General features: G+C 60.6%; 23 protein-coding genes and 1 pseudogene. 10 read left to right on the top strand and 14 right to left on the bottom strand.

Annotated features, from left to right (window positions below; translation table 11 throughout):
- Positions 1-361 precede the first annotated feature (361 nt).
- Positions 362-598, top strand: a complete 237-nt coding sequence (locus ACZ9IU_RS28250) for a hypothetical protein (RefSeq protein ID WP_040124568.1) — start codon at positions 362-364, stop codon at positions 596-598.
- Positions 599-689: 91 nt separating this feature from the next.
- Positions 690-956, top strand: a complete 267-nt coding sequence (locus ACZ9IU_RS28245; RefSeq protein WP_040124570.1) for a hypothetical protein — start codon at positions 690-692, stop codon at positions 954-956.
- Between the two features lie 176 nt (positions 957-1132).
- Here the strand turns inward: ACZ9IU_RS28245 and ACZ9IU_RS28240 are convergent, their stop codons facing one another.
- From ACZ9IU_RS28240 to ACZ9IU_RS28230, 3 genes and pseudogenes are all read right to left on the bottom strand, one after another.
- Positions 1133-2029, bottom strand: a complete 897-nt coding sequence (locus ACZ9IU_RS28240) for a HipA domain-containing protein (protein WP_498957827.1) — start codon at positions 2027-2029, stop codon at positions 1133-1135.
- 63 nt (positions 2030-2092) lie between these two features.
- A pseudogene (locus ACZ9IU_RS28235) lies at positions 2093-2296 on the bottom strand (HipA N-terminal domain-containing protein); the annotation flags it as partial.
- 71 nt (positions 2297-2367) lie between these two features.
- On the bottom strand, positions 2368-2640 hold the full coding sequence (locus ACZ9IU_RS28230; RefSeq protein ID WP_040124571.1) for a helix-turn-helix domain-containing protein: 273 nt from the start codon (positions 2638-2640) through the stop codon (positions 2368-2370).
- 634 nt (positions 2641-3274) lie between these two features.
- Between ACZ9IU_RS28230 and ACZ9IU_RS28225 the strand changes: the two genes are divergently transcribed.
- Positions 3275-3649 (top strand): VOC family protein, encoded by a 375-nt coding sequence (locus ACZ9IU_RS28225; RefSeq protein WP_040124572.1) that lies wholly within the window; start codon positions 3275-3277, stop codon positions 3647-3649.
- A gap of 227 nt (positions 3650-3876) precedes the next feature.
- On the opposite strand, the gene ACZ9IU_RS28220 is transcribed toward ACZ9IU_RS28225, so the two are convergent.
- Positions 3877-4683, bottom strand: a complete 807-nt coding sequence (locus ACZ9IU_RS28220; protein WP_040124574.1) for an AraC family transcriptional regulator — start codon at positions 4681-4683, stop codon at positions 3877-3879.
- Between the two features lie 397 nt (positions 4684-5080).
- On the opposite strand from ACZ9IU_RS28220, the gene ACZ9IU_RS28215 reads away from it, so the two are divergent.
- Genes ACZ9IU_RS28215 through ACZ9IU_RS28205 form a run of 3 tightly spaced genes read left to right on the top strand, consistent with a single transcriptional unit; the run spans position 5081 to position 8195 of the window.
- Complete coding sequence (locus ACZ9IU_RS28215) at positions 5081-7111, top strand: FUSC family protein (protein WP_040124576.1); 2031 nt, start codon at positions 5081-5083, stop codon at positions 7109-7111.
- On the top strand, positions 7108-7317 hold the full coding sequence (locus tag ACZ9IU_RS28210) for a DUF1656 domain-containing protein (RefSeq protein ID WP_040124577.1): 210 nt from the start codon (positions 7108-7110) through the stop codon (positions 7315-7317). The genes ACZ9IU_RS28215 and ACZ9IU_RS28210 overlap by 4 nt, the downstream gene beginning before the upstream one ends.
- Positions 7314-8195 (top strand): efflux RND transporter periplasmic adaptor subunit, encoded by an 882-nt coding sequence (locus ACZ9IU_RS28205; protein WP_040124578.1) that lies wholly within the window; start codon positions 7314-7316, stop codon positions 8193-8195. The genes ACZ9IU_RS28210 and ACZ9IU_RS28205 overlap by 4 nt, the downstream gene beginning before the upstream one ends.
- Positions 8196-8436: 241 nt before the next feature.
- Here ACZ9IU_RS28205 and ACZ9IU_RS28200 read toward each other — a convergent pair whose 3' ends face one another.
- The 4 genes from ACZ9IU_RS28200 to ACZ9IU_RS28185 all read right to left on the bottom strand — a co-directional run bounded on the left by ACZ9IU_RS28200 (position 8437) and on the right by ACZ9IU_RS28185 (position 13311).
- Positions 8437-9288, bottom strand: coding sequence for an NADPH-dependent oxidoreductase (locus ACZ9IU_RS28200; RefSeq protein WP_080719328.1), 852 nt, complete (start codon positions 9286-9288; stop codon positions 8437-8439).
- Positions 9289-9455: 167 nt separating this feature from the next.
- A complete protein-coding gene (locus ACZ9IU_RS28195; RefSeq protein ID WP_051900417.1) occupies positions 9456-11129 on the bottom strand; it encodes a GMC oxidoreductase in 1674 nt (557 codons plus the stop codon).
- Between the two features lie 103 nt (positions 11130-11232).
- On the bottom strand, positions 11233-12144 hold the full coding sequence (locus tag ACZ9IU_RS28190) for a sugar phosphate isomerase/epimerase family protein (protein WP_040124582.1): 912 nt from the start codon (positions 12142-12144) through the stop codon (positions 11233-11235).
- A 234-nt stretch (positions 12145-12378) separates the two neighbouring features.
- Positions 12379-13311, bottom strand: coding sequence for a LysR family transcriptional regulator (locus ACZ9IU_RS28185; protein ID WP_051900419.1), 933 nt, complete (start codon positions 13309-13311; stop codon positions 12379-12381).
- A 405-nt stretch (positions 13312-13716) separates the two neighbouring features.
- Between ACZ9IU_RS28185 and ACZ9IU_RS28180 the strand changes: the two genes are divergently transcribed.
- The 4 genes from ACZ9IU_RS28180 to ACZ9IU_RS28165 all read left to right on the top strand — a co-directional run bounded on the left by ACZ9IU_RS28180 (position 13717) and on the right by ACZ9IU_RS28165 (position 18144).
- On the top strand, positions 13717-15072 hold the full coding sequence (locus ACZ9IU_RS28180; protein ID WP_040124584.1) for an ABC transporter substrate-binding protein: 1356 nt from the start codon (positions 13717-13719) through the stop codon (positions 15070-15072).
- Between the two features lie 60 nt (positions 15073-15132).
- Positions 15133-16101, top strand: coding sequence for a carbohydrate ABC transporter permease (locus tag ACZ9IU_RS28175; RefSeq protein WP_040124585.1), 969 nt, complete (start codon positions 15133-15135; stop codon positions 16099-16101).
- A gap of 2 nt (positions 16102-16103) precedes the next feature.
- Positions 16104-16994: a carbohydrate ABC transporter permease gene (locus ACZ9IU_RS28170; protein WP_051900420.1), complete on the top strand. Its 891-nt coding sequence runs from the start codon at positions 16104-16106 to the stop codon at positions 16992-16994.
- 91 nt (positions 16995-17085) lie between these two features.
- Complete coding sequence (locus tag ACZ9IU_RS28165; protein WP_040124586.1) at positions 17086-18144, top strand: ABC transporter ATP-binding protein; 1059 nt, start codon at positions 17086-17088, stop codon at positions 18142-18144.
- A gap of 42 nt (positions 18145-18186) precedes the next feature.
- Here ACZ9IU_RS28165 and ACZ9IU_RS28160 read toward each other — a convergent pair whose 3' ends face one another.
- The 6 genes from ACZ9IU_RS28160 to ACZ9IU_RS28135 all read right to left on the bottom strand — a co-directional run bounded on the left by ACZ9IU_RS28160 (position 18187) and on the right by ACZ9IU_RS28135 (position 23754).
- Positions 18187-19026, bottom strand: coding sequence for a MurR/RpiR family transcriptional regulator (locus tag ACZ9IU_RS28160; RefSeq protein ID WP_040124587.1), 840 nt, complete (start codon positions 19024-19026; stop codon positions 18187-18189).
- Between the two features lie 104 nt (positions 19027-19130).
- Positions 19131-19808: an aspartate/glutamate racemase family protein gene (locus ACZ9IU_RS28155; protein WP_040124588.1), complete on the bottom strand. Its 678-nt coding sequence runs from the start codon at positions 19806-19808 to the stop codon at positions 19131-19133.
- 69 nt (positions 19809-19877) lie between these two features.
- The gene (locus ACZ9IU_RS28150) at positions 19878-20843 is read right to left on the bottom strand and encodes an ABC transporter ATP-binding protein (RefSeq protein ID WP_498957850.1); all 966 of its coding nucleotides are present in this window, start codon (positions 20841-20843) and stop codon (positions 19878-19880) included.
- A 2-nt stretch (positions 20844-20845) separates the two neighbouring features.
- The gene (locus tag ACZ9IU_RS28145; protein ID WP_040124591.1) at positions 20846-21907 is read right to left on the bottom strand and encodes an ABC transporter ATP-binding protein; all 1062 of its coding nucleotides are present in this window, start codon (positions 21905-21907) and stop codon (positions 20846-20848) included.
- Complete coding sequence (locus tag ACZ9IU_RS28140) at positions 21904-22797, bottom strand: ABC transporter permease (RefSeq protein WP_040124592.1); 894 nt, start codon at positions 22795-22797, stop codon at positions 21904-21906. Before ACZ9IU_RS28140 ends, ACZ9IU_RS28145 begins: the two co-directional genes overlap by 4 nt.
- A gap of 3 nt (positions 22798-22800) precedes the next feature.
- Complete coding sequence (locus tag ACZ9IU_RS28135; protein WP_040124594.1) at positions 22801-23754, bottom strand: ABC transporter permease; 954 nt, start codon at positions 23752-23754, stop codon at positions 22801-22803.
- Between the last annotated feature and the right edge of the window lie 27 nt (positions 23755-23781).

Here is a 23781-nt window from a genome sequence, read left to right as displayed (position 1 = left end):
ATTTTTTACGGAAATTTAACGCCGCGCTGGCGAGGCGATGACGGGTTCGAGAGAAAGTCTCATCACGAAAGACGGTGGAGACACAGTCCGGCTGGCTGAGATTGCCCGTTCCCGGCAGCACTCGACCGATAGGCAGAGGCCCCACGCTCACAAACGCTTCAAGCCGTGGGCAGATCCTCATGCCTGCTTTCGTTTCCGAAGGATGAAGAGCTCACAGAGAGCTTCGGCAATGCCGTCAACGGTGCCGAGAGGAGATCCTCCAGTCATTCGGAAAATCGATGACAGCGACTGCTGTCTCGCGAGACTTAAAATCAAACACGACGTCCGCAGAAGCGGGTTTCGCCAAACAATGGAGTGAGAAATGACTGTGCCTATAGAGAAGATTGCTTTCCTCGTTGCCGCGGCCTGCATGGCTTCGTTTGCCGGACACGTCCTGGCCTACGACGGCCATCAGTCGGCTTCCGGAAACGAGGTTTCGTTCGCCACTCCGGTGGATGCCGCCAGAGCCGAGACAAAAGCCGATGTCGCACGCGACGTGGCGCAGGTCCGCGCCCCAACCCGTCGCGACAACCGGCTTGCCGGCGACGAACGGCAGTAGGCCCCAGAAGCAAGCATCCAGACAGTTCATTCAAGACATCGATCGGCTGGGTCGCACCAGAAGCCGATCAGGCTAAACAAGGAACGATATCATGAAAAACTCTGTCATCTCCACCGTCCTCGCCACGCTGATGGTATCCACTTTTGCAGGCGGCAATGCCTTTGCGCAGGAAGGCGATTATTACGAGGGCGCCTCTCGCGACCGCGACAATCTGGCGGTCACGACGGATTCACCGGGCATCCCCTCGGTCACCCGTTACGGCTACCCGCTGTTGAAGCGTGATCAGCGCCTCAATGATCCTGCGTCTCCCATGATCGACAGCGGCGACTATTACGATGGCGCGGTGCGCGGTCGATAAACAGCCAGGATTGAAACTCGAGCGCCGGGATTTTCCGGCGCTCTCCTTCTGTAGCCGATGGTGAACTTGCTTTCCGGGGGCGATCAACGACTGGACGAAGACCGAAGCGAGTTTCGACTTCTCAACGCGGATATAGGGGGCTGTTATCCCGAGACAGTGGTTTTCGGGCTCGTGTTTCAGGCTCGAATCTGCCCTTGAACCCGCCTGCATCGTTTCTGAATATCATGGGTGATGCGCTCCAGGACTCTCGTCGGATCGCCAGTCGCGTCGACGATCTGCTTCGCGACATTTTCGCTGGCGTCACCAACTACGGCCGCAAGTTCCTCGACCCGCCTGGCAGTCGATGCGCCGCTCAACCCGATCTCCTCGGCCACCGCTTGCCAATCGCGTCGATGCAAGTCGGGCGCGATGAAACGTCCGGCAATGCCCTGCGGCAGGCTCTGATCAACCTGACGATACACCGCGGCACACATCAAATCGTAAAGCGGCGCCATCTTCGCAGACCCACCTGCACCGATCAGGATGGAATAGTTCTTTGCATGCAAGTCGGAGTTGCAGATCAGCACGTTGAAAATCACCGCGTCCAGAAGCTTCAGACGCTCGCCGGGGGAAACAAGATCACTGACGGCATCGAACATCATCTTCAATGTCACGCCGCGGCCCCCCGAGGATCGCTCGTATTTCTGCGATGGAAAATGACCCGTTAGCTGGCAAAGGTCTTCCTGGTGAAGCCTGCGGATCTCACCCAGCGGGTCCGTGAAACGGTCGTAGCGCTTCACCAGCAGATAGCGTCGTTTGCCGGCTACGCCTATTGTCGCCTCGGCTGCTTCCAATCCGCATGCCCTCGCAAGGGCAAGACAGAAGGCTTCGTTTTCGACGCTTCCCGCCAACCGCGTGGTATCCGGCTTGATGATGTGGGTCGATGGTGTTCCATCGACAGGGACTGAGATGATCCCTTCCTCGTCGATGAAGACGGGCAATTTCTCCTGCACGCCGGCGAGCGACATGGACACGCCCCGCTCCCCGACCAGGAAGGGTTTGGACGGAAGCTCGTTGAGGATGCGCTCCAGCACCTCGTCGTCCGGAACGGGCTGCAGGTTGACGCCTGCCTTGCGTGGTTCTCCGATCGAGAGCGCTCCCGCCGTGTCGCGGCCGATGTGACCGAGCAGGCCCACGATGTCCTGGGGAGACACTTTCAGCCGCTGACCGATCTCGGCGAGATGGGTTTCCGGCAGCAGGTTGGCGAGCCACGGCAGCAGCCTGTCTGCGTGGACCGCTCCTGATCGTAACGGCATGGTTAGTGAGATTGGGAAGGCCGAGCGGCGCGCTTCCCAGGATGGATCGTAGTCGAGCCGTCATTCCCCCTCGAAGGTCATGTGGGCGACGGGAAGAGTTTCATAGAAGATGGTTGTCATCGACCGTCACCGAAGGTCGGCAGGAAGCCGAGGTCATCGTCCGGTGCGGTCGGTGTCGCCTTACCTGTCTTCAGGTCACCGATCTCGATGCCAACCGTACGCGCGACGATCAGCGCCTTCTCAAGCTGGCAGCTCGGCTTGCCGGATTCGAGTTCGATGATGAAACGTTCGCCTGTTCCGGACCGGGCGGCAAGCGCCGTCTGAGTCCAGCCGAGACCTTTGCGTTTTTCCCTGACGGCGGTGCCGAAATCACGTGCGGACCTGAACATCCTGCGTCTCCTGTGCTGACTTACCGTACAGGAAGTTGTTCGGGTTTTCAATCGCATCCTTACCGATCGGGAAGTATGGCCGTTGAAGCGCCGATTCAACCCGATCGGGAAGTTTTTGTCATCGAAGCGGAACACGAATTCCCGATCTGGACGCTCGGGGTACCTCACTTACGAGGGCGAGAGATTCCGGCGCGGTCTACGAGATAGATCTCGATGTGACTGTCACCCCACTTGGCGCCATTTCGCGTCTTGAATGTGCACTTAACGGGTTCAACCAGGAGCGGGACCGCTATTGCCTGCGACTGGTACAATGCCGGCGTAGGCCAACGTCTTATCATTCGCGGCAGGGTGTGCGGTTGGCTTCGCTGACAGGTTGAAAGACAAGCGCCATGCCTTGCGTGAGGTTGAGCGGTCCTTGCGGCTGATGTCGATGGAAACGAGGCAGGCGACAAATCGAGAGTAGCGTGATAACAGCCAGCAAGGACTTCCAATCGTGTCGAAAAATTCGCGCTTTCAACATTGCAGAAATCAGCCGCAAAACTGAAAACTCTGTTCGGGAGTTTCGCGACTGACACCTGGCTGAGTAGGGTATCCGAGGATGGGGTCCCATCGGGTATCTCACTGGAGATGAAACATGTTCACCCACGTCATGATCGGCAGCAACGACCTGGAGCGGGCCAGAGACTTCTACGACGCGACGTTCGCTGCATTGGGTGGCAAGCCCGGCGAGATGGATGCGAGAGGCAGGCTGATCTATGCCCACGAGGGCGGTCGATTGATGATCACGAAACCGATCGACGGAAAGCCGGCGACCGTATCAAACGGTGGGACGATCGGTATCGCCGCCGCAAGCCGCGACTATGTTCTGGCGTGGCACGAGGCCGGTATCACGCATGGTGGCACAGCGATCGAGAGCCCGCCCGCGGAGCGCCCGAACGGGTCCTTCGTTGCCTATCTTCGCGATCCGGACGGAAATAAACTCACCGTACGGTCTCCGCCGACGGAGTAAGATCGGCGTCCGGGGCGCGGGCGGATCCGTATTCAACGCGTTCGCGTCGCCGCTGCCGTCTTGGCAACCTTGAACTGACTTATGAACCGCTCGATGTGCTGTCAGCTGGACAATTTGTTCAGGTGTAAATTTTCCTTTCCTGGAAGTATTTCCGCTTGATGAACGTGAGCCATGTGCCGCGCCAACTACCCGACCCGAACCCGAATTCCGCTTCCCAACTGAATTCCCTAATGGTCGAAGTTCCTGAGATATTTGGCCGGTGATGTGCCGAGCGCTTTTTTAAACATGGTGATGAACGCAGACGCCGATTCATATCCGAGGTCGCCCGAAACCTGCTGCACTGTCGCCCCCGCGGCAAGGCTCCTCAGCGCGACGATCAACTGCAGCTGCTGTCGCCAACGGCCGAAGGTCAGGCCGGTTTCCTGTTGAACGAGACGACTGAGCGAATTTTCGCTCAGCGCCACTCGCGCTGCCCATTGGGCTATGGTGCTTCGATCGGAAGGATCATCCACCAGTGCCGACGCGATTCGCCCAAGTCGCGGTTCATCCGTCAGTGGCAGATGCAGTTCCTCTACCTTCATGCGCGACAGAGCCGATAGGAGCAGCGTCGTGATGAGTTCGGCATCCGCCGTCGCGACTGCAGACTTGTCAGCGATCTCAATAATCAGCTCCCTGACTAGCGGGGATAGAGAAAGCGTGCAGCACCGGCCTGGCAGATCGGCAGCGCCTGGCTCAATGAACAAGAAGAACAAGCGAGCATTGGCAGTCGCCACGTTGCTGTGGGGCATGCCACCAGGGACCCAGACCCCACAATGAGGAGGCACCATCCACATCCCACTGGGAACCCGACATGTTACCCCTCCCCGCAGGGGCATGACCAGTTGTCCCTTGCGATGACTATGTTCAGGTGCTTCGCGTTCGTTCTGCGAAACATCGATCCTCACCGCGCTTACCCGCGCCGAAGATTTGTCGAGATCATTATCCTCCCGAGGCCAGGAAAGGGACAGCGGGATTTGGTGGGATTTCGATATCATGTGGGAGAATGTCTAAATTCTTTGGGGTAATTTGTCGATAGGTCTTCGAACCTACGCCACGTCCGGAGACGACAATGATAAGTCACCCACACGATCGTCATGATTACCAAGCTTCGCCAATCGCAGGCTCGTTACGGCTGCCGAGAACCTGGTCAGTTCGACGGCACCTTCTCAATGCATTAAAGCGAGTGGAGTTCTTCTCGAAATTCAGTGCCTCGCTAACTTCTCCGGCGACAGACACGCCGACCACTTCATCGGCAGACCCTGTGGAGGCTTATCTGCATGCCTGTGTCGCGGTCCCGCTTTTTTGCTATGTGTCGCCCGCGATCTATGGCCTCACCGGCCCACGTGATGAACCAGGCGTCCCGCATAGGAGCGCCCAGCCAGGAGATGACGTGTGAGCGTTCGACCGGTTGTCACGACCGGAAACGTGATCTTTTCGTTAAAGACATTTCTGGCCGCCATGCTGGCCTATTTGGTCGCGATCAGGTTCGATCTGCCGCGACCGTTCTGGGCGATATCAACCGTCTACATCGTCGCTCATCCGCTTTCGGGGGCGATATCATCCAAGTCGTTCTATCGCCTGCTGGGAACCCTCATCGGCGGCGCTGCGACAATCGTCATGGTTCCCAACCTTGTAAACGAGCCAGTACTGCTTTCAGCAGTAATTATTGCATGGGTGTCGGCGTGCACCTTCATTAGCCTTCTCGATCGCACGCCTCGAAGCTATGTTTCTCTGCTGGCCGGATACACGGTGCTTCTCGCAGGATTGCCGTTGGTGACGATCCCTGCAAGCACGTTTGACACCGTCGTGTCCCGAATTGAGGAAATCGGACTTGCGATCATATGTGCCTCGATCGTCAGCCACGTCGTTTTTCCGGTTCACGTGGGGACCGTGCTCGTCAGTCGGATCGATGGATGGATGGCACGGGCGCGAATGCTCATCGCAGCGACGGCAACTGGCGAAACAGACGAAAAGCAGAGCAGAACAGAACGACAGGAGCTAGCGGCGGACGCGGCGGACCTGAGGTCGTTTACAGTCCATCTTCAGTATGACGGGTCCAGGTATCGACGTGCAGTTTCGCTGTTGCGATCACTGCAGCACCGGATGGTTTCCTTTCTCCCTTTACTGGGCGAACTCGAGGATTTGCGCCGATCGCTGGCCAGGCTGGACACTTCGGGCGCCGAACGGGCTTTGTCATTGATTGCAGAGACTGGTTCTCGTTCGACGAATTCTTCTGAAGCCTTCAAGGCTGAGATCGAGGCGCTTGCCCCTTCGGGCGCGCCTTATTCCTGGGAAAAGCTCCTTCTTGCCAATGCCGCTCGGAACCTGCTGGATATTCTTCGGTTCTCCGAAGAATGCCGCACCATTCGACAAGCCATGGAAGAAGACAACGCGGCGAGAGCAACGCGCCGCTTCGCTGCTCCTGACAGGACGCCAGCCCAGCATCGTGACGTCGGTATGGCTCTGCTATCAGCGCTGGCAGTCGCGATCTGCCTGGCGACATCGATTATCTTCTGGATCGCAAGCGGCTGGTCCGACGGGATGACATTTGCCCAGATATCGGGCGTCCTTTGCTGCCTCCTCGCAACGATGGACGATCCGGTTCCGGCGATGCGTAGGTTCGTCGTCATAACAATCGCTTCAGTCATCGCAGCGTACGTCTACGGCTACGCGATCCTTCCGATGATCGACGGCTTCGCGCCGCTCGTCGCGGCTCTTGGAGTGTTCCTGATCCCTGCCGGGATATGTCTCGCTTTGCCTTCGCTGGCCATCGCCGGCATGGGGCTATGCATAAATTTCCCCCTTCTTCTGACCCTCCAGGCACAACAACACAGCGAGTTCGTCACTTTTTCAAGCGCAGGCATCGCAACAATTCTTGCGATGGTCTGGACGATCGTGGTCTGCGGCATCTTCCGATCTGTAAGGGCGGAGACAAATGCCCAGAGGTTGTCTTCCGTTATCCGGAAACATGTGGCGAAAATCGCGGCCGGTAGACATGCCGACGTCAATGCCACGCGCCATCGCATCAGCGACGTTGCCGGCCTCTTTGCTTCCAGAGCGGCGAAACTTCCATCGACGTCCGATACCGCGAACGTCGATCCCATGCGGGATCTGCGGACGGGGCTTCATATGACCGCGATACAGCAGCTTTCCGACGAAGCGTCAGAGCCAGTCCGTCGTAAAGCGGAAGCCGTCTTCAAGGCAGTGGAAGGACTATACGACGTGAAGTCCGACAGACGTTACGAGCCATTGGAAAACGTCCTTATGATTTTGGACGATCTTGTTCTTTCCGCTCCGGGCGCAATTACGGCGGCTGCGGAAAGGGAGATTTTGGTACACGTGGCCGCTCTTCGTCTTTGCCTTGCTCCGCACGCTGATCCGCCGGATTTGAGGACGCCGCCGACAAGGAGAATGACGGCATGATCGGGCAATTCGATCTCTACGGCGTCTTCCTGCCGTTGTTCGCGGCGCCGGCCCTTTTCGCGTATGGCCTGTACCGCGTCCTCGCAGCGGTTCTCGGCAAGGTCGGATTTTATCGATGGGTATGGCATCGCTCGCTGTTCAATCTCGCACTCTACGTCACCCTCCTCGGTGGGTTTTCAGTCGCTATAAACTGGTTTCAAAGATGAAGAATGTCACCATCGTTTCCGGACGAGCCCTTTTGACACTTTCTATGGTCGGCTGCGCGGCGGTACTGAGCTGGCACCTATGGTCTTTCTACATGGAAGCGCCATGGACGCGCGACGCTCATGTCCGTGCTGACATCGTCCGGTTGGCCCCGGACGTCTCCGGCCCCGTCGCGGAGATTCTGGTGTCGGACAACGCGCGGGTGGAGAAAGGGGAGCCGCTGTTCCGTATCGAAACAGACCGTTTCGAGCTTGCACTCCGTGAGGCGGAAGCCCAGGTACAGAGCGCAAAGGCCGTGGCGGAGCTAGCGAGGACCGATTTCGAACGAAATCAACTGCTCGCCTCTAAAGAGGCGGCCAGCCTAAAGCAGCGGCAGCTGGCGGAAAGCCAGATGCATCAGGCAGGCGCAGCCTATCAATCGGCACTTGCAGCGTGGGATCTGGCCAGACTCAACCTTGAGCGGACAACCGTGAAGGCGCCGGCATCAGGGACGATCACGAACTTTTCTCTGCGAAGGGGAAACTATGCCTCAGCGGGAAATGCGATCGGTGTGCTGGTTGAAAGAGAATCCATCTATATCGCTGGATATTTCGAAGAGACAAAGCTTCCCAGAATCCACGTCAACGATCCGGTGAGGATCGATATCATGGGTGAGCCAGAACCGGTGATCGGGCATGTCGCAAGCGTCGCCGCCGGTATCGAGGATCGGGAGCGAAGCGATTCTGCCGGTTCTCTCGCAAGCGTGGCTCCGACATTCTCGTGGGTTCGTCTAGCCCAAAGGATCCCGGTACGTATCGAGATCGACCACATCCCGGATGGTGTACAACTGATTGCGGGCCGAACTGCAACAGCTTCGGTTGAACGCAAGAACGACCCATAACGTGATCACGCCTGGGACGCACGAGAAGGCATCGTATGGTTTGGGACAAAATTTCCGGCGATTTTTCAACGCCGCGGAAATGCAGGAACCCTCGCAGGACTGCCCCGTCGACAGCAGAACACCTTCTAATCCGAGTTCATCGACGGCGATCGCGACCTGCGTCCGCCGTTCGGCCATAGGATATTCAACCCTTGGCGCAAAAGGCGAACGGCGTTTCATATCGCGCCGGCTGCCTGTTTTTCTACTTCACCTTGAACCCCATGTGCCGCACGACGTCGAGAAGCGCATGCCGACCCTTCAGCGCCGCGGCGTCGGCGATGCGGTTGGCGATGACAATCGTCCAGCCTCGGACAGCCATGGCTTGCCTGGTTTGGAAGGTGCGCATCGTATCGTCATAGGCAGTGAGATCCGCGTCGGAAGGTCTAGCCTGATAATGCTCGCGGTGCAGGACCAGTGATTGCGGCAGACGCGGCTTAACGTCGGTCTGGACGGCGGGATCGGGGTATCCGACCGTCATGCCAAATACCGCAAAGACCTCCGGCGGAAGACCAAGGGCTTCACCCACTTCGGCGGGGTGATTGCGGATGCCGCCAATATAACAGGTCCCAAGACCGAGCGATTCCAGCGCCGTGAGTGCATTTTGAGCGGCGAGCGACGCGTCAATCGCGCCCAGCAGGAAACTTTCCATATAGTCGAGGCCTTCGCCAGTCTTGCCGTGCTCGGCGGCGATTTTCCGGAGCCGAGACAGGTCGGCTAACCAGACGAGGAAAAGCGGCGCGGAGAGAATCTGCGGGTTGGGGGACGCAAGTTCGGCAAGCCTTGCCCGGCGTTCCGGCTCCTCGACCGCGACGACGCTCCACGCCTGTAAACTGGAGGATGTCGGGGCCGATTGCGCTGCGGCGATAGCCAATTGCAGTACGCCTTTCGGTACCGGCTGTGGCAGGTAGTTGCGGACAGAGCGGTGCGAAAGAATAGCCTCCAGAGTGTCGTTCCATTCCACAGTCTTTGCCGGCTGGTCTTTCCCGTAACGGCGGCGCAGGAAATCGGTAGCTGTTTTGCACTGTGGAGGAGAGGCGAGGGGGTCGGCCGACATAGCGTGTCCTTGTTCATGGGTTTGGAACTTCGGTCGTCGCCAGCCTAGCACTTTGTCCTGGACGCGGCATGCCGGCCGCATCTTAAATAACCTGCGGAAAATGGGATTTTATTTCGTCTCGGTGGACCACAGCGCAACGCGCAGACAGCTCTGTAGAAGGTCTCCTCTCATCCCGGCGATTTTCGCGGAGGCCGGACCGAAGCCTGTTGTGCAAGTCGTCGGCAGGCGCGGACCGTCAGCGCCATCACCGTCAGCGTCGTACCGGCGACCCCGCTCGTGGGGAAGGCGCTGGCATCGGTGACGAACAGGTTGGGAACGTCCCAGCTCTGGTTCCAGGAATTCAGAACCGATGTTTCGGCTGATGTTCCCATACGCACACCGCCGCTTTCATGGATGGCGGCGCCCATCGACATGCTTCTGTGGAACATCCTTCGGAAGAGAAAGCGGCTCAGGGCATCGGCGTTGGGATAGGCGCCTTTGCCCATTTCCTTGAGGCCGAGGGGGGAGCCGATGAATTCCAGTTCGCCACCGGCCTGCTCGACGATCTCGATGAGTGTTTGTTCCTGCCGCCTGAGCAGGTCACGCTCCCCTGAACCCATGACGCATCGGATATGGGGAACCGGTATTTTCCATGCGTCCGTCCTAGTCTGGGCGAGCGTAACCCGATTGTCGGCATGCGGCAACATCTGCCCATAGCCGAAGAACGCCATGCGGCCGGGAATATCGCCACCGACAGGTCCTCTGCCGACGGTCCCCTGATAGGCGAAGTCGCTTTTTTTCTCACCGCTACCGAAGCCTTCGAAGCGTGGGATGAAGATACCGCCGGATGCGGCATAGAACGGGTCCGGCGGAGCAGACTCGTCCTTCGTCCAGCCTGGAACCGGGGGGAAGGCTCCGACCGCCAAACAAGGCAGTTGATCCATGAAGTAGCGGCCCAACGTCCCCGAACTGTTGCCGAGACCGGCGGGATGCCTGGCTGACGCAGAATTCAAGAGCAGCCTGATGCTTTCGATCGGCGAGGCGCAGACGATGACGTTGGAGGCCTGCACCTTTTCGGTTTTGCCGGTAATGCCGTCCGTCACCTCCGCGCCGGTTGCCAGGCCGGTTTTGTCGTCCGCGGTGATACGGCGAGCTACCGCATTGTAGCGAATGGTCAGCCGGCCGCTTGCCTGCGCATCCCGAAGGGCGCGGGGAACACGCTTCGCTTCCGGAGCGACATAACGCCAGGAGACGATGCGGCGCTCGGGCCAGCGTCCTTCGACGGAGGCCTTGAATGCTTCCTCCGCTGGCGTCAGGTTCGAGCGATTGGCATAGACGCCATCGGGCATCGTCGAAACACGATCCTCCTGGCCGTAGAGACCGAGATAGGATTCCACCTCGGAATAGAAGGGGGCGACCTCGTCGTATGACAGGGGCCAGTCGACGCCTTCGCCGGTGCGGCTGTGCAGCCTGAAATCGTCGTCGCTCCACCGCACCAGAACCCGGCCGAACGTGTGCAGCCTACCGCCGGCCTGGCGCCCTCTGATCCACAAAAACGGCGCACCCGCTGGCGTCGTGTAGGGGTTTTTGCGATCGTTGACGAAGAGGTGGCTCATCCATTCCTTGAAGAAGACGGCCCGCGCCTGGACGGCCTGCCCGTTGGCGGTGGCCATTGCCCGATCCCAGATATTGATGTCCTTTTGAACCGCCGTCTTGCGCGCCGGGTCGAAGTCTTTCGGGCCGACCGCGGGCCCCGCCTCGAGAAGAAGGACGGACAGGCCCTGGGCGGTGAGTTCTTTGGCCGCAAAAGATCCGGCCGCGCCGGACCCGACGACCAGTGCATCATAAATGGCTTGAGACATCGCTTCTCGGTACCCTGCGCGGCAAATAAGTGTCCTGGAAGGCGGCGTTAAGGTGTTCGGGCCCGGATGGTCTCGAAGCTTCGTTTGCCGCCGGGCGTGTTCCCTAATGCGAGGGCCGCCGCAATTTCGAGAGCCATTCGGCGCTCGCCTTCGCGCATTCGAAGGGCGGCAGCGTCGGGAAGTCGACCTCGGCGATCAGCCAGCCGTCGAAATCACTGCCAAGGGCTGCAAGCATGCCGGCAAGATCGAGCTCACCCGAACCCGGTTCAGCCCAGAGACCGGAAACAACCGTCTCCTGATAGGTCTTGCCGGCGGCCTTGGCAGCATCACGCACCTGCAACCGGCAGTCCTTGACATGCATAACCCGGGTCCGGTCCCGATAATCCCTGATAAGGCCGATGACATCGGCGCCTGCCCATGAGAGGTGGCCCGTATCCGGACCGAAGCCGAGCTGCTTCGCGCTGATATTGTCGAGGAGGCGGCGGGTTTCGATTTCGGTCTCGATCCAGGTGCCGATATGCGGGTGGAGCGCCGCCTTGACGCCTTCTTCGCTCAGGATAGCCGACGCCCGATCGACGAGATCGAATATCATCGCGAACCTGGCTTCGTCGAATTCCGCTCCGACGCCGGGACGCATGACCCGCGGCGCATCCTTGGTCATCCGGGTGGCGATGAACATGTCGGTCAGGCCGAGCTCTGCCTGTTGAGCGGCGCTTGTGCGGGCCGTCTCCAATGTCGCCTCTATCTCGACGCCGTGTTCCGGCAGCGCCATCGACAGGTAGCCCGGAGCGGGCTTCAGGCCTGCATCCTCCAAAGCGCTCTTGTATTCTCCGATCGTCCATCCGGCCGGGACCTGCGCATGCACTGCATCAAAGCCGGACCGCGCGATTTCCTTCAGCAGCTCCCGTGGTGTCGGTCCCTTGGTCGGATCAAGCCAGCCGTCCGCCGTGGCGAACCACTGGATAGGATTGAGAGCAAATCTGTAGCCGCCGGGCGTGGAGAGAAAATCGGTCATGGATAGGGGTCGCTCCGTTTGAACGCGCCGCACGCCGCTCGGTTTGGGGCATGCCATCGCCGCGGCCGAACGGTTGCCCGAACGACACGAGATGCCCTGCGGCATGTTTGGTGTTGGTTCGCCGCTCAAGATGTGCTGGCGGCGAGCACCCCAAGAGGTACATGAGCGCGTTCAACGAATAAAATAACTTCGGCTGGCGTAGGTATAACTGATCTTCATAGGGCATCTATGCCGCTATGCCGCAGGAGGGGTTTCGCCGATGCCGCTGGCGCGTTCAATTTCTCTCAGAAGCACCGAAACCGTCGGGCGGACTTCCCCTTTGCGGCGAAAGACCGCGTAGATATCGCGTGTGAGGGAAATCTCGTTGAAGTCGAGAGCGACCAATCCCAATCCGCTTCCCTGAAGGTTCGCTCGCGTCAAATACGCCAGATGATGGGTGCGAGAGATCATCGACGTCAGAAAATTGATCGACGTCGTTTCCACGGCCACGACAGGCTTCGGCAAGCCGGAGCTGCGAAAAAGCGATTCGAGCAGTAGCCGGTCGGTCTCGGGCAGCGGTGGTAGAACCCAGCTGTATTGCGCAAGATCGGAGACCGACAGGTTCTTGCGTTGTGCAAGCGGATGCGATTGATGCGCAACGATTTTTACCGGCTCCCTGGCAACCAGCCTCCACTCGAAATCCTCGTTGAGGATATCACTCGGCTTGACCGTCAACACAACGTCGAGTTTGGCCGCGAAGAGTTGGGGGAGGAGAACTTCGTTGGTGCCTTCGTGCACCATGAGGGCAACATCAGGACGGGCGGCCGAAAAGCGGATCAACGCATCGGGGATAACTTGTCTGAGGGCCGCCGCCATGCTTCCGATCCGAAGCGAACCTCGACGTGCGCCCCGCAGTGCGTCTATCTCATCGACGGCCTCGTTGGCCAAAGACAGCAGCAATTCACTGTAGCCTATAAGGCGCTGCCCGAACAGCGTAACCTGAACTCCCGTCGGGCCTCGGTCGAGCAACCGGACGCCGAGCGCCTGCTCCATGCTGCGGATGCTTTTGCTGAGAGCGGGCTGGGTGAGCCGCAGGTTTTCGGCCGCCATGCTGAAGCTACCCGTATGCACGACGGCGATGAAGTGCCGGAGCTGTCGAAGGTCCAGTCGGTGCAGGTTTTTATCCATGGTGTCCGGTCGCAGAGAGGCAGCTACGGTCCCCACTATGACCAAAGGTTATACCTCGGGCAATGTTAGTTGTTTGACTTCGAGCCCCTGCTGAACAGAGTGTGGCGTCATAAATGCCGGGCCAAACACTGCCTTTGCATCTCGCAGCGAAATCAACCCGCTGGGGTGATCCGCATGGCGGAAGTGGCGGCCACGACAGGGGAACAGGATGATTACGCTGATTGATCCAAGGCCAAGAGGCGCAGCGTCATAGTCACGGAAGACGTGAAACGGCGGGCTGGAGCCACCCTGGAGATTTCAACACGCCACCGAATTCTCTCAGCGTCCGGAATGATGCGGAGAGCAGCCGTGCGCCCAGACGTAAGAATCCACGAACGGACCGTTCAAACAGGAGGTAAACGAATTATGGTGTCCCGAAAAATCGAAAAGGCGCGCGCGCCGACACTGCTGTCCACGTGTCTCGTGACGGCGCTGGCGCTGGCATCCTCCGACAGACTGGCGCATGCCCAGGCGGTTGAACTTCCCAAACCCCTGATCGACGCGGCCCAGGCCTATGCATCCAAACTGACGGGTGGGCAGAAGATCGGAGGCAAGGTCTCCATCCTCGGCGTCAATGGCGGTCGCGAACTCGAGATGCTGAAGGCAGCCTGGGCTCCCTTCCAGGCGGCAACGGGGATTACCGTCGATTATACGGGAACGACCGACTTTGCCGCAGTGCTGCAGACCCGCGTCCAGGCAGGTGACCCACCGGATCTCGCGGGGTCTACCAACATCAACAACCTCGTGCGCTATGCGAAGCAAGGTGCTCTGAAGGATGTCGGCGCGATGGTCGGCGAAACTGCCATCAAGGGGAAGTTCGATCCCGGGCTCGTCGACGCCGCGAGCCTGAACGGCAAGATCTACGGGGTTTGGACCGAACTCAACAACTTCATGGTCTGGTACAATGTCCACACCTACGACGGCCCGAAAGATGCCCCCACCTGGGAGCAGTTCGATGCCTGGGCCGTGAAGCGCGCCAACGCCGGCAAGACGCCCTGGTGCTATACCGACGAACGGGGCGCTTCCTCGGGGGCGCTTGCCGGCAATTGGATCCAGGCCTACATCCTGAAGAACTCCGGCCAGAAAACCCTCAAGGGTCTTGGCGATGGCTCGATTTCCTGGACCGCTCCGGAAGTGAAGGCCGCGTTCGAGGCGTTCGGTAAAATTGCCCACGATCCCAAGATGGTTCCCGGTGGCCCGGTCGCGGCCATGTCGACGCCTGCGGTCAAAGTCGGGGCGGGGCTTTTCTACGATCCCCCGCAGTGTTCGGTTCTTCTCTGGGGAACATATGCCGGCAGCCTCACCAATCTGATCTATCCCAAGGTCAAGCCGATCGAAGATATGGATTTCATGCCGGTGCCGGGCAAACCGGAAAATGCGGCCTATGAGACGTTCGGCGGAACGCTTTACCTGGCATTCAGGGACACGCCGCAGGTCAAGGCATTCTTGTCTTACCTCGTATCGGACGAAGCTCAGAAGCTCGTGGCGTCCGCCGGCAACTGGACCGTTGCCAGCCAGGCGGTTCAGCCGAGCGACTATTCCAATCCCGTGCTCAAGCGGGCTCGCGAGACGCTGCTCAAGCCGGGTGTCACGCTTGTTGCCCAGCCGACCCAGGTTGTCGATCCGCCGGTAATCCAGGCGTTGTGGAAGGGTGTCGTGCAATACGTGCTCGATCCCGACAGCCTGGATAACGTGCTGCAGGCGATCGACGCTGCGAGATAAGCCGGACGATCATTTCCAGGAGCAGCCGGGCTGCTCCTGGCACAGGATGGAATAAACGCCATGAGTAGTCAGATTCTGCAACTTATCCTGGGGCTCCTTTCCTTGCCCGCAGTGGCTCTGGTCATCATTCTGCCGGGCGAACTGGCTATCAGGAGGTTTCCGCAAAAGACGCAGAGCAGCATCCGCCCGTGGATTTGGCTCTCGCCGGTCCTGGCTCTGGTGGGTCTGGTCATAGCCTATCCCCTCGTCGCATCGATCGTTTACAGTTTCCGTGACGCGACCGGCAGCAACTGGGTTGGATTTAGAAACTTCGTCTGGGCATTCGGGACCGCCATGCGCCCAGTTCTGTTCAACAATGTCCTCTGGATCGTTGTCTTTCCTCTGCTGACGGCGGTGCTTGCCCTAACCGCCGCAATCATGCTGGACCGGGTCAAGTACGAGCGGGTCGCGAGAACCTTCCTGATCCTGCCGACCGCGATGTCCTTCGTCGCCGGCGCCGTCATCTGGAAGATGATGTATACTTACGAGCCGCCGATGCAGCCGCAGACCGGGACGCTCAACGCCATCTGGACCGCGGTCACGGGCAAGATGCCGATCGCCTGGCTGATCGACCGCAACGGCAACAACTATGCGCTGATCTTCGTCGCCGTCTGGATGAGCATCGGTGTTGCGACGCTCATTCTGTCGGCGGGCGTCAAGAATATCCCGCGCGAACTGGTCGAGGCCGCCAAGATCGACGGGGCTGGGGAGTGGGCGGTCTTCCGCTTCGTGACGCTTCCCTCGCTCTGGCCGACGATTCTCGTGGTCCTGACAACCCAGGCGATCTTCTCCCTCAAGGTCTTCGACATCGTCTACGTCATGACCAACGGGTCCTTCGGTACCGACGTGATCGCCAACAAGATGTATTCGGAGCTCTTCGTGAAGCAGAATCTCGGAACGGCCAGCGCCATCGCCGTCCTGCTCCTCATCCTCGCGTCACCCGTGATCTTCATGAACATCAAGCAGATCAGGTCGGAGGGAGGAGAGTGACGATGTCCGCAATCGAAAGCCGCAGGGCCACGCTCGTTTCCGTGCGGCCGACCTCCAAGCTCGCAAGCCGGTTGAAGCGGATCGCGCTCCATGGCGCTGTCCTTCTTCTCTGCGTGGTCTGGTTCACGCCCGTCCTGTCGCTCTTCGTGACGACATTCCGCTCGGAAAGCGACTCCTCCCAGACGGGCTGGTGGCACGCCTTCGTCGAATGGCGGCCGGTGCTGTCGAACTATGTCGAGGCGATGTACCTGACCGGCGTCGGCCGCAGCGTCGTCAATTCGATCGTCTTGACGGTTCCGACCGTGCTCGGGACCGTGCTCTTCTCGGCAATTGGCGCTTTTGCCTTGGCGCGTATGCGGTTTCGCGGGCGTATCGCGCTGTTTCTCGCCATGGTCGGTTTCCAGGTATTGCCGCCGCAGCTCGTCCTGGTGCCAATGCTGAAGTTCTTCCTGGCGGTTGGCCTCACGGGGACCTTCATACCGGTCTGGATCATCGAAATGGGCCTGACGGTGCCGTTCGGGATCTTTCTCCTCTACGGCTTCTTCTCCAGCATCCCCTCAGACCTTGTCGAGGCCGCCCGCATCGACGGCGCCTCCGAACCGCGTATCTTCTTCCAGATCATCCTGCCGCTGTCGGGTGCCGTTCTCGCGTCGCTGGCAATCCTGCAATTCATGATCGCCTGGAATCACCTGTTGATCCCGCTGATCTTCCTGGGATCCGGTTCGCTCTCACCACTCACGGTGCAGGTCGCGAGCCTTGCCCAGACCAATGCGGGCGGCCTCAATACGCTCACCGCGGCGACCTTCATCTCGGTGATCGTGCCGCTGGTGCTGATCGTCAGCCTGCAGAAATATTTCGTGCGCGGCGTGCTCGGCGGCGCCGTCAAAGGATGACCATCAACGGTTTTGCGATCCGCCTGGTGCGCAAGACAGGGACCGGCGCGCTCGACCGGAAGGTCCGGTGCCCAAGACGAGGAATGGAAACATGGCAAACGTAAATCTGCGCGACGTCAGAAAAGTCTATAACCAGACCCAGGTCATCCACGGCGTGAACGTCGATATCGACGACGGCGAGTTTGTGGTTCTGGTCGGGCCGTCCGGATGCGGAAAATCGACGCTGCTGCGCATGATCGCCGGGCTGGAGGAAATCAGCGACGGCCAGGTCCATATCGGCTCGACCGTCGTCAACGAGATGTCTCCGAAGGACCGGGATATCGCCATGGTCTTTCAGAGCTATGCGCTCTACCCGCACATGACGGTCGCCCAGAACATGGGCTTTTCCCTGCAGCTGCGCGGCGACGCGAAGCCGGAAATCCGCGCCAAGGTCGAAAAGGCGGCAAAGATCCTTAATCTCGAGGCCCTGCTGGAGCGTTATCCGCGGCAGTTGTCGGGCGGCCAGCGGCAGCGCGTCGCGATGGGACGGGCAATCGTGCGCAACCCGCAGGTGTTCCTGTTCGACGAGCCTTTGTCCAATCTGGATGCCAAGCTGCGCGTCACCATGCGCGGTGAGATCAAGGCGCTGCACCAGCGGCTCGGAAGCACCATGATCTATGTGACGCATGACCAGATCGAAGCCATGACCATGGCGGACAAGATCGTCGTTATGCGGGATGGTTTCGTCGAGCAGGTCGGCTCGCCTCTCGCTCTCTACGATCGTCCTGCTAACCTCTTCGTGGCAGGTTTCATCGGTTCGCCGGGCATGAATTTCCTGTCCGGCCGTTATGCCCAGGGGAAGGTCTGGATCGGCGATATCGCGCTTCCTGTCTCCGGGCTTCCGGCGCCGGAGAACGAGGGGCGCCATGTGGTCTACGGCATCCGTCCGGAAAATCTGAGCATGGGCGGCGAAGCTGGCCAGCCCCTCATCGTCGACGTCGTCGAGCCAACCGGCGCCGAAACGCACGTCGTGGGCCAGGTCGCGGGCCAGCGGGTCATCGGGGTATTCCGCGAGCGGGTCACGACGCGGCCGGGGGATGTTCTTCGCGTCGACTTCGATTCCCGAAAGGTGCATCTCTTCGACCCACAGAGCGAGCAGCGCATAAATTGACGGTGGGCCGGCCGGTACCCAATAGCGTCGGCGTCGATCCCGTCAGAGTTCGTCGAGCCCTTCATTCAGCGTCTCGATGTGGCGGAGGCGCTTTCTTCCCTCCACACCTGCCTTTTCCAGGCACCGGGTGATGAGCAGATGGCAGAGGGCCATGACTGCCGTATGGTTGAAGAGCGGGCCGGGCGCCAGGGTTTGGCATTGGAAATGCCAGGTTGCCGACGTCTCGAACGCAGCGCCCTCGTCGGTGATGTAGAGGAGTTTCGCTTTAGACCGCCGAAGCTGGGCCAGAATGGCGTCCACCTGCGCGATCCTCCGGCGCATGGCAAAGAACACCACGACGTCGTCTTCGCGCAAGCTGACGAGGTGTTCTCCAAGCGTCTGCCCCGCGCCGGGGATTGCGACGATATCCTCGATGACCTGCGTCAACTGCCATTGCAGGTAGGAGGCAAAGGGGTGGCTGCTCCGGAAACCAAGCACCCAGACCTTCCTGGCCGCAATCATTGCGTCCGTCACAGCCTCGATCTGGCCCTCGGAAATGGAAAGGAACGTTGCTTCAAGATTGGCGACCCCCTGGGCGACATGCGCCTGCATCGATTGGGCCGCCGCGGCGTCGGCAGCGGTCGTCAGGAAGAGCCGGGAGCCGGTCTGTTTTTCGGCCCGGGCATGCCGACGGGCTTCCTCGTAGTTTTCGTAGCCGAGGCGCTGGATGAAACGCGTCACCGTGGCCTTGGAGACATGCGCCAGCGCTGCAAGCTCCTGCGCCGAATAGCTGGCAAGCTCGCCCGGAAAATCACAGACGAATTCTCCCACGCGCTTTTCGGCCGGACGCAGTTCGGGCAGGGCTTGCCTGACCCGATACAGGAATGATTTATCCTTCGGCATGGGAAACTCCGCCAAGACATCAGCGGGCGGACCTTCCGGCGGGGCGCCGCGACTTGCAACAGAAAAAACGACCCCTCCATGGCGTTGTTCGGGAGACGCCCTGATCATTTCGCCCTCGCTCCGGCTTCGGAAAAATGGGCGATCCGGGAAAGCAACAGTTCGACAGCGGAGCGGATCGGCGCAATCACCGGTGACGAGAGAGCCTGCTGAAGATCGTCTGCCGCCTGGCCCAGCGGACCGCCGCCGATGATGACGGCTTCAGCGCCGTCCCTTTCGAAACATTCCCGAACCGCGATCTCAAGGGCTGCGTGCAAACGCGCGGGATCGGAGGCAAGGACTAGCGGATCGCCGCAGGTCAGCCGTGTCCCGGTAAAGAGGTGGGCAAGGCCCAGCGTTTCAGCCTTGGCGGCAAAACTCGCCACGAGGTCGGGAGTGACGGTCGCGATGCCGAAACGCCGGCCTCCGGCGGAGGCCTCGTGCATGCTCGCCTCGCAGATGCCGACGACCGGCAGGCCGGACAGGGCTTTCAGGCGTTCGAGTCCCGGATCACCGAATGCACTGACGATCAACCCGTCGCTCATTCCCGCCGCGGCCAATCCCATTTCGACGACGCCGCCGGCCGCTGCAGCAAGCTCCTCGCCATTCAGGATCATCGATACTCCTCTCGTGGCGGTGACCCCCTCCACCGAGAATTTCTCCGGCAGGTATTTCCGGGCGATCTCGGTCATCATAACCGTCGTCGCCTGGGACGTGTTCGGATTGATCAATGTGATATGCGTCATGTCCCGTTCCGCGCGCGATTGCACGGACGCCCTCCCTACCTTGTTATCGTCTCTCGTCATCTTTGGCGTTCAGGCATATTGCACGCAAGCGACGCTGCCGGCCCCGCCGACCGGCATCAAGGCCGGTACTTCCGTGCGGCAGAGATCGGAAACCTGCGCGCAGCGCGGCGCGAAGGCGCAACCGGGCGGCATGGCGGCCAGGTCCGGCGGGGCGCCCGAAATGGTGATCAGCCGGTCGCGTCCATGGGCCAGTTCGACGCGGGCGCCGAGCAGCCCCTTGGTATAGGGGTGTTTCGGTTCGCGGATGATGTCGGCGACCCTGCCTTCCTCGACGATCCGCCCGGCATACATCACCGCGATCCGGTCCGCGACTTCCGCCGCAACGCCGATATCATGGGTGACGAAGATGACGGAGAGCCCGTATTCCTTCTGCAGATCGCGGATCAGCAGGAGGATCTGGATCTGGACCGTTGCATCAAGGGCCGTGGTCGGTTCGTCGGCGAGCAGGACCTTCGGATTGCAGGCGAGCGCCATGGCGATCATCGACCGCTGCAGCATGCCGCCCGACATTTCATGCGGATAGTTTTGCAGCCGGCGCTCCGGGGAGGGGATATTGACCTTCTGGAAAAGAGCAAGCGCGCGCGCTGCCGCTTGCGAGCGCGAGATGCCCTCATGCCGCATGATGGTCTCTTCTATCTGGCGGCCAAGCGTGTAGACCGGGTCGAGTGCCAGCCGCGGCTCCTGGAAGACCATCGAGGCGACGGCGCCGCGAAAAGCCCCGAGATCCCTGGCCGTCAATCCAGTCACGTCGCGGCCGGCGACCGTCATCGAGCCTTCGATCGTCGTGCCTTTGGGGTGCAGGCGCAGCAGCGAGCGCATGGTGACGCTCTTGCCGGACCCGGATTCGCCGAGCAGCGCAACAACCTCGCCCGGCTGTACCGAAAGGCTGACGCCGTTGACGGCTTTGACGGGCTTTCGGCCGCGATTGAACGTCACGGAAAGATTGCGGATATCGATCATCGCGGCGGTTTGCATGGTCATGCCTCCATCAATGCCGGTGCACGGCTGTGGCGTGAGCCAGGTACCGACATCAAGCAGGCTGCGGACTGGCTTTCGGAGACTCTGGCAAGCGGCGGCAAATTCTCGCTGCAGATGCTCTCGGCGAACGAACAGCGGGTATGGAACCGACAGCCTGGCGGCGGATCGATCGGGTTCGGCGGGTCGCCCGAGAGCGGCGGCTCGGAGGTTCTTTCGGAAGGGTCCATCTTCGGCATCGAGGCGAGAAGCGCAGCGGAATAGGGATGGCGGGTGTTCTCGAAGATCGCATCGCGGCTGCCGATCTCGGCCACCTTGCCGAGATACATGACCATCACCCGGTCGCACATGAAGCGCACGACGTTGAGGTCGTGGGAGATGAACAGGTAAGTCAGACCGAAATCCCGCTTCAGGTCGAGGAGCAGGTTCAGGACCTGCGCTTCCACCGACTTGTCGAGCGCCGAAACAGCTTCGTCCAGGATGACGAGCCGCGGTTCGAGCGCGAGCGCCCGGGCGATGTTGACGCGTTGCCGCTGTCCGCCCGACAGTTCGTGCGGGTAACGGCCGGCAAAGCGCGACGGCTCCAGCCCGACCCGATGCAGTAGGCCATGGGCCCTGGCGATCGCCTTGCTCGCGGCAATGCCATGCACGCGGGGCGCAAAGGCGATGGATTCTTCAATCGTCAGCCTGGGATTGAGGGAGGCATAGCTGTCCTGGAAGACCATCTGGACCTGGCGGCGGTAATCGGAAAGCGGCAGCGCGCCGCCGACCGTCTCACCGTCGAACAGGATATCGCCTCGGTCAGGCAAGATGAGCTGCATCAGCAGCCGCGCCGTGGTGGACTTGCCGCAGCCGCTTTCTCCGACGACGCCCAGTGTCTCGCCCTTGAGGATATCGAAATCCACGCCATCGACGGCGCGGACGACCTTCTTCGGCTTCATGAAGCCGCTACCCTTGACCGGGAAATGCTTGATCAGGCCACGCACGGAGATCAGCGGTTGCGCAGGCCCGCCCTTTTCGCCGACGGGAAGATCGTAGGCGGGTTCTTCGACGATGCTGATCATGACTTCACGTCCATGGCTGTGCGCAGCCCGTCTGAGAAAAGGTTGAAGCAGATCGAGGTGATGAAGATCATCAGGCCGGGCAGGGCCGCCACGAACGGGTTGTTGTAGATCGCTGTGCGAAGCGTGTTCAGCATCAGCCCCCATTCGGCATCCGGCGGCCGCACGCCGAGGCCAAGGAAGGAGAGGCCCGAGGCGAGGATCATCGAGACGGATATCAGGCTCGTCGCAAAGACGAAGATCGGCCCGAGCACGTTGCCGAGGATATGAACGCGGATGATCGTCATCGGCGGGGCGCCGGACGCCCGCGCCGCGTCCACGTAGTCGAGCTTGCGGACCTGGGTTGTGACGCTTTCGGCGACGCGGGCGATCTGCGGGATGAAGACGACAGTCAGCGAGACGAGCGCGTTGGTGAGCCCCGAGCCGAGTGCGCCCGACAGCGCCACGGCCAGAAGGACCGACGGAAACGCGTAGAAGACGTCGACCGTGCGCATGATCAGCGTGTTGACAATGCCGCCTGCATAACCGGCAACGATACCGATGGTCGAGCCGATGATGAAGGCGACCGGCACCGGGATGACGCCCATGATAAGCGAAAGCCGCGCCCCATAGATCAGCCGGGAGAGCATGTCGCGGCCGAGTTCGTCCGTGCCGAAGATATAGCCTTGCGTGCCGATCGGCTTGAGGCGGCGGATGACGCTGCCCTTGGAAGGATCGTAAGGCGCGATATAGGGAGCGAAAATCGCGATCAGCACCAGGACCAGAAGAATAGCGAGGGCCGTCATGGCGACCGGGTCACGGGAGATGCGCCGCAGCACGCCGCTCCAGAAGCCGGGGGACTTGGCGATAGCGGCAGGGGAAGGGGCCGCGATGTCTGCGGTGACGACAGCCATGTGTCAGCTCCTCTGGATGCGGGGATCGATCGCGCTCTGCAGCACGTCGACGACGAGGTTGAGGAAAACGAAGAACATGGCGAGCACCAGGATCGTACCCTGCAGGATGGGCAGGTCGCGAGTGAAGATCGCGCCGTTCAGCAGGAAGCCGGTTCCGGGCCAGGAGAAAACCGTTTCGATCAGGATCGAGCCGCCGAGCAGGTAACCGAGCTGCAGTCCCATGACCGAGAGCGCGGTCGGCGCGGCGTTGCGCACCACGTGGCGCAGGATCTGCGGTGTCATCAGCCCCTTGGCGGCGAGCGCCTGGGTGAAGTCCTGGGAGAGGATATCGGCGACCAGCGAGCGGATGGTGCGGGCGATGATGCCCATCGGGATGACCGACATGGTGACCGCAGGCAAGATGAGGAACTGCAGATAAGCCCAGCTTAAGGTTCGGCCCGCCGATCCCTCCGGTCCGCCGCCCATGGCCGGCAGCCAGCCGAGCGTGACAGAGAAGGCAATGACCAGCACCATGCCGAGCCAGTAATGGGGCACGCTGACGCCGAGCATCGAAACCGTCGAAGCGAGGCGATCCACCCAGCTTCCGCGGAAGACACCGGCGAGGAAACCCAGGGAAGAACCCGCCACGAAGCCGATCATGGCGGCAGCGAGCGCGAGGATGATCGAATTGACAGATGCATCTAGGATCTCGTTCAGCACCGGCCGGCCGCTGGCGATCGAGTTGCCGAGATCGCCCTGCAGCGCATGCCATGCCCAAAGGGCATATTGCACGGGAAGCGGCCGGTCGAGACCGTAGAAGCTGCGCATCTGCGTCTGCAGGTCGGCGGAGGCATCCGAAGGCAGGATGGCGGCGAGCGGATCGCCCGGCGCGATATGGATCAGCATGAAACATACGATGCTCACGCCGATCGCGACGGGAATGACGTGCAGAAGCCGTTTCAGGGCGTAGAGCAGCATGGTGTCCTCACCGGAAGAGGTTGATCG

Source organism: Mesorhizobium sp. USDA 4132, from assembly GCF_056279545.1.
The sequence above is the reverse complement of the archived record's forward strand: the minus strand, read 5'-3'. Positions and strand labels throughout refer to the sequence as shown.